This is a genomic window from Marinobacter sp. L-46, assembly GCF_056859535.1.
In genome coordinates, this window is sequence record NZ_JBSXOP010000089.1 from 1 (window position 1) to 6,555 (window position 6,555).

A 6,555-nucleotide genomic window follows, 5' to 3' on the forward strand; every position below is an offset into this window, starting at 1 on the left:
ACGCTGGAAGCGAATCAAGGGGTTTGACCAACTGAAGCTGGTCGTGGACAACGTGCAGTTTCAGGATGGAATACAGGTGGAAGATCAATCTGGCAGGAACGCTGCCTGATGGTCATACACCAGATTTGACAATAACTCCCGGACTTTCTACGGGGTTCGGTTTGGCCGTTTCACGAGTTTGGTTTTAACCCAATCTTCCAGGCGATCTGCTTTGAAGTAAGCAGCGCCGCAGATGGCCAGTACCACCAGAACAAAGCTGGCAAAGCCAATCAGTGTTGCAGATAGATCAATCACAGAGCGATCTCCTTCTGTTGTGCAGTTGGAACAAAGCTTCCATCAGGCAGCCTCGGACTGCCTTTGCTCTTTTGCGACAGAGGCAATCAGGTGCCTGGAGCATCCCAGTATGTCCTGAATCTCGCTGTAGCTATGGCCAGTGCGCAGTAGGCTGGCCACATGTTGACGACGCTTGATGTCTGGCTGCCGCCCCCGATATTTGCCTTCGGCCCTGGCTTTACCTATCCCCTGGGACTGACGCCGGCGGCGATCCTCGTAATCTTTACGGGCCACGGCGGCCAGCATATCCAGCATCATCGAGTTCACAGCTTGCAGGATGGAATCAGTAAAGCCGGTTTCATCTTTCCGATCCAGAGCCAGCCAACTTGTGGGAAGTTCGGGTGAAACAATTGAAAGCCGTTTGGCACTCAGTTTCTGTTTCAGGATATCCCAGTCTTTCTGTTTCAGACGGGCAAGACGGTCAATTTGTTCAACCAGAACAATATCGCCTTCACCGGACTCGGCAATCAGCCTCATCAGCTCAGGCCGGTGCAGAGTTGCTCCGGAAACATTCTCAGTATAGAAAGCTGCGATCCGGTGGCCGTGCTGTTCGGCAAATTGAATCAAAGACTCCTTTGCCCGATCGGCATTCTGTTCCCGGGTTGATGCTCTCAGGTAGGCTCGGATGAACATTTTCTTTCTCAGTCTGCTATAGATGGTTCCGTGAGGCCGGTCTGTTTTAGATGGTTCTGTTGGCTATCTGCGGAGCTGGTTACCTGGTTCTGTTGATGTGTACCCATCAGGAACCACCTCAAGAGTCGAAAAACTCCCCGAACGGATCATCCTCTCGGAGGATCGGATTGACTCTGAAGTCATCGAACAGATCGCCTGCGCCTTCTTGACTCCCGGTGCCAGAGGTTGTCGTGCTGCTTGGACCGTTTTCTTCCCTACCACCACCTCGACTAAACGACGCCATCTTTTTCTCGAATTCAGGAAACGTCATTTGCCCATCGGGTCCCTTAGTAAAAACTGTCTTGTAAGCATCGACTGCGGCCATTGCGAAGCGAATGAGCAGTAGGATCACCCAGAGCACCAACAATAGATACCATGCGTAGAGCGATGCATCGGTACCCCTTAAGGCGAGCTCCACAACGCCGATCCCGGCGAGTCCCACTGCTACTATTTTTGTTACCTTCACCATGGTTTCAGTCCCCGATAGTTCTTTACTTCGAAGCTATCAGAACCTGAGAAAATGCAAGTTTCGACCGGCGTCAGGCCGCTCTGGCTCGCCCGGCGAGCCATGGCACTTTCAACTTGCTGTAGGCATCATTTGTCATCGACCTCAAATCTCCCGCATCAAGGTGTGGAACCAGCCACGCACTGCCTTGGTATCGAACTCTCGGGTAATTGGATGGCTGGAATACGCCATGAGGGAGGTCGTCCTCATCGCCCAGCCACTGCCTGAGCCGGATATCGATACTCCAGCCCTGTTCGAGCTCGATCCAACAATGGGGAGCAGTGACCATTAGGCTCAGTCGGTCCTCTGCGTATCCGATACGGCATTGATGGAAGATGCCTTGCTCGCTCAGGGCATTGCTGATCACAGAGGTCATGCAGTCGCTATCGATTTTGGCGTCTTCAAGCGGCAACAGCGCGAACTCCAGTTCATCATGCCAGTCACTCATGATCTGGCTCCTTGAACATCAGTCGCTGCCCCTGCTCGTACAGCACAGGGTACGGTAGCGGTTCGCCATCCTGGGTGACGGTGCCGGGAGGAAAGTACACCACCATCCAGGATGGTAAGGCACCACTGATCGTGCGGTAGAACTCGTCCACAGGGAAGCTGAGTTGCTCATCTGACTGCCGGAAAACAAGGCGGGAATAATTCTCTGGATGATTGGCCGCAATGTTGTAGCTTTCAGGCTCAGCGCCTTCCACGTAGGCCGGAGACTTCCAGCGATTCGGCGTTTTGATGTTGTAAGCAACCACACATTGACCAGCACCGCATCCATGCTCAGTGCTTTCAATCGACCAGAGCATCAGTGGATGGCCGTCAATCTCAGGCGTTTCCACGTTACTGAGTTTGGTGGCACTCAACGCCATATCATTGGCAGCTACCCGGATGGCCTGGTCAACCAGATTTACATACTGCTCATAGGCCTGAGCCTCTGAAGTGGCCATCGACGCAGGCATCCATCCCATCAGGCTTGGTCTCGCCGATGGATTGTCCGGTGTCATCAGGATGTCGGTAGCGTTGAACAAAAACGTTTGGTTACCCGATAGATGTCGAAGCGGTGCACCGAATGAGGTCGCCAGGCTGGCGAGATCCAGTAATGGCACCAACATGCCTTTATTGTAGGAGCGGGTACCATCCTCAGAATCCCGCAAGTCCATATCGTAGATGCCACCGGCTCTCGCCAGGTTTAAGGCCCGAGACTCTTCCGGATTGTAAGCTCGTGGGGTAGCCGCGCAGCCAGCCAGGGCAGCGGCCAATATTGCCGTAGTTAAGGGTGCTAATCTTTTCATTATGTCCTCCTGCTTTCATTAAATATTCTCATGAGGTTGAGAATATGCAAGAGGAAAAATAAAAATAATCTTTATAAATCAATAGTTTGTACTGATAGAACAAAGTTCCTTTCGCTCAAACATATAACGACAGACACACTGCCGTTACGTTGAAGCTCATGTGTTGTAAAACACTATAAAATGGTAGATGGTAACGGCGAGGAACGTACCAAATTACATAGTAGATACAAGTGCATAAATCGGGGCAAGAATGAATAAAGCGTTTAAAGACAATAAGGTCAGCACAACATTAAAAGACCTAATAGGTGACACTAGGCTGGCTCGCTTATTCTACGGTGATCCTCGGCCATGCGCTGTACAGCTTTGGATTCTTCAAGTTCATTCCACAGAAACGACTAAAAACCGGATTATCTATGGTCGTGTAGTACCATACTCACATTCTAATAATTCTTGGTCTTTCAGCAATAATGACAAATTTACGAATCTTGAACATTGCAGAGCGAAAATAACCCGGCTTAATCTGTACATCGGTAGCAATTTATTAAGTGATTTTCTGGAAATGCTTTGTGATGGAGTTAATATTTCCACGATAAGCGATACTTTAGGTCTTGAGCGAAAAAATAAGTTTGATGAGAAGTTTGGCACAATATTTTTAGATCCAAAAAAATTAGTTTATAAACCCGTAATATATCTTCTTAACAAGGATGCGTTCGAACTTCACTCGACTACTAGCCCCCATGGAGCAGCGGGTGCCATTAGCGCATCGATCACTCAAGTAGATAAATCATCTCTCTTCCAGGACAACCATAATTATCGTTCCGACCTTACAAAGTTTATCGTCGAACATCTAAATTTTGACACTGGATTGAACTTTGAAGATAACGATAAAGTGCGATTTGGTGATATTGAGTTTCTCGTTTTTCCGACTTTAGATGAAAAAGAGAAAAATTTACTTGAAGTTGTTTGGGGCGATGAAAGACGGAAATTAAGCGTTAAATTCGACGCCAAGAATCTTCCTAACTACCCTGATTTTCTATTCAACATTAAGATCTATAACAGCGGTCAAATTATATACTCAAGGATTGCAAATGCGAAACAGTACGACAACCGCATATATATGCGCGAGTTTGATATTGATAGAACAGTTAGATCCATCGCTGACTCTACTGAACTAGAAATCTATGGTTTTAATGTCGAAGATAGCGAAGAAAATATATTATGTTGCAGGTGGCGCACTGGATATATTCGAGAAATAAATTTTCAAGCTAATGTGGTCGGTGGTAATTCAAGCTCTGTTAAATTTGATTGGTTAGAGAACACGGTCAAAGAAAAGCAATCTAGCCGCGTGAAAGCAGTATTAACTAAAAACACAGGAAACCATGGGTTTGCTAGCCAAGTGGGCGGCCGGGAGGCTGACCCTTGGGTTGCTGTAAACCGCGAGCTAAGCCCTATTTTTAATAAACTGCACCCAAAAAAATCGGATGCAAGGTTTTTCGAACGTTATGGACCAAGCGATGGTGAAGGCCGTTTACAATTTGTCGAATGGTTCAAAGCTCTCTTTTCAAAATATAACGACAGCCAAATAATAATTTTCGATCCCTATTTTGATTCGGCTGGATTATCGTTGCTTTCTTTATATGCTGCGCCTAAGTGTAGCTACATAGTATTTACCTCACTACCAAAACAAAAAGGTGACGAGGAAAACCCTACTAATCGTAATAGAGTAGACGATCTAGTTACTGCTTGTGAAAACAATAAACGAACCCTTTCAAAAATAAACCTCAGAATCATTGGCTTAAAAGACGGAAAGCTCCACGACCGATATATCCTGATTATAGGAAGCGATGGCTTACCAATAGTTGGCTTTAATTTATCAAATTCCTTGCAGAAAGTGGCAGAGAACTATCCCTTACTTATTACGCCGATACCATCTGATACTTTGTTAGAGGTTGAAAAATATAAAAGTGGCCTTTTGAAGGACTTAGAGGCAAAAACATCTGATTCTGAAGAAAACAACCCTGGATTAAGCAAACTATATGTTTCTTCCGAAGCTCCAGGGAAAAATGTAAGATACGAGCCACTAAAAATACTGAATAATGAATTAGCAGGCGACATCCTATCAATATGGGCTAACGAGCCTTCATTAACAGGATTATACGGTGCACCACTGAAAGACAAGTTGATATCTCTTGAGCTATTAGAAGGGGACTCACTTAACTTGATCGATCCTCAGGGGTTCTTAGCCTGGGTAAAGAAAAAGGTCAGCTCTGAAGATTTCATGGATCAATGGGAAGTGGTTGGTGAATTTTTGGCAAACTCTAGAGCTGGTGATACAGATTTTCAAGAAATATTAAGTGAAACCTCGTTCTTACAGAATCTCATGGGGTACCTTACTAAATCGATACAGCGCACCCATAAAGATCTGGATACTGATATAACTGTCTTAGAACCTCACCTATTTCAAAGACCAATTGAAAAGCTGCTGTGTAGCTCTTACCAGCTTCATCATATGTGCCATATGACTAAATATACAGCACTTACTTGGTCAGAATATTTTGCAATAAAACTGCTTTGGTCATATGACCCAAAATCATTGTTAGAACTGGTTGCTGAAGAATCGCCTAAAATTCCGAAAGAGCCGGATCATGCTGACATAATTAGGCTGTCATTGTTAAGCCAAATTGTTAGCGAGATCTCCCTATCCATAGAGCTGCTACCAAACTATTCCCGCACATGCACTTTATTGAATAGTTGTAACGGTTTAATTCGATGGATGGGCTTATATGCTCTAGAGCAGATGATTGATCAAACTAAGGACGTCACATCAGAGCTGGGCTTGCTTTCAAGATTTGACCGCACGGAAAAGGTAAGATATTTAGGTTGGTTGGTGAACAGATCGGCAAATGATGAAAGAAAACGTGATCAATACGAGAAATTATTAGTCGCACTCAAAAGCGAACTACCAGAACAGCTATCTGGAAGTGATTTGAGGCACGTAATCGATTCGATGAGAGGCCATATGCGCCAATTACCATGGACAGAACCGTGGTTGTTTCGGGATCTAGTTTTACCTCTACTTCAAAGTGAGCAAGCTGATACGGATGATGCTTGCAAAATCTGGATCGAGGAAATCGTTTCATTGATAGGCCCAGCTGAAAGCAGGAATTCAAGACTGTTCCAACTTTCACGGGAAGGGCAGATGACAAATACTTGTGCATTTATCGTCGCTCATAGTACGCCTGAGCAACAAAGACAAGTAATTGAATTGATCAGACCCATTTTAAATAAGCAGAAAAGAGTTTTACAACAACCTCTGGCAAGTACGTCTAACTGGTCTTGTTGGAACGATGCTTTGGTAGTCTCAATGTGGATATTGGCATTCACTAGGTGGTGTCAATACTATTTAACCGAAATGAAGCAAGCTAATGTAGAATTAGATAACTTGTCAGGAGAAGCAAGCGCCCTTGCAATGTTAAGGCCTATGGAAGAATGGGAGTCAGAGGGGACAGGAAAAGACAGAGACCTGGCCTCATTCCTATCCCAAGCTGAAGATCTTCTTTCGCAGTCGGAGTAACTCTGCTGTCATAGGGGCGAACAACTTGGCAGTCGGTCATACCCCCCTCTGTCAGCCTAGTTGTCCAGTTGGCAATTTCGCCTGAATTTAGTCAGTAGGGGCGGCATGGGAGCATTCATGCCACGTTATTCCGAAGAACGTAAAGCCGCCGTGTTGAAGAAGTTGTTGCCACCGCAGAACCG

Annotated in this window: 6 protein-coding genes; 1 reads left to right on the forward strand and 5 read right to left on the reverse strand. The window is 45.8% G+C overall.

Annotated features, from left to right (window positions below; genetic code table 11):
- Positions 1–147: 147 nt before the first annotated feature.
- The 5 genes from AC13DJ_RS16225 to AC13DJ_RS16245 form a co-directional block, all read right to left on the reverse strand.
- Positions 148–294 carry a hypothetical protein gene (locus tag AC13DJ_RS16225; protein ID WP_482932956.1) on the reverse strand — a complete coding sequence of 49 codons (147 nt, stop codon included), beginning with the start codon at positions 292–294 and terminating at the stop codon, positions 148–150.
- Positions 295–336: 42 nt separating this feature from the next.
- A complete protein-coding gene (locus tag AC13DJ_RS16230; RefSeq protein WP_482932957.1) occupies positions 337–966 on the reverse strand; it encodes a recombinase family protein in 630 nt (209 codons plus the stop codon).
- Positions 967–1,084: 118 nt separating this feature from the next.
- Positions 1,085–1,474, reverse strand: coding sequence for a hypothetical protein (locus AC13DJ_RS16235; RefSeq protein ID WP_106761122.1), 390 nt, complete (start codon positions 1,472–1,474; stop codon positions 1,085–1,087).
- A 70-nt stretch (positions 1,475–1,544) separates the two neighbouring features.
- Positions 1,545–1,958, reverse strand: a complete 414-nt coding sequence (locus AC13DJ_RS16240) for a hypothetical protein (RefSeq protein ID WP_173920289.1) — start codon at positions 1,956–1,958, stop codon at positions 1,545–1,547.
- Positions 1,951–2,799: a hypothetical protein gene (locus tag AC13DJ_RS16245; RefSeq protein ID WP_106761124.1), complete on the reverse strand. Its 849-nt coding sequence runs from the start codon at positions 2,797–2,799 to the stop codon at positions 1,951–1,953. The genes AC13DJ_RS16240 and AC13DJ_RS16245 overlap by 8 nt, the downstream gene beginning before the upstream one ends.
- Before the next feature lie 250 nt (positions 2,800–3,049).
- On the opposite strand from AC13DJ_RS16245, the gene AC13DJ_RS16250 reads away from it, so the two are divergent.
- The gene (locus tag AC13DJ_RS16250) at positions 3,050–6,373 is read left to right on the forward strand and encodes a VPA1262 family protein (RefSeq protein WP_133166197.1); all 3,324 of its coding nucleotides are present in this window, start codon (positions 3,050–3,052) and stop codon (positions 6,371–6,373) included.
- The last annotated feature ends 182 nt before the right edge of the window (positions 6,374–6,555 follow it).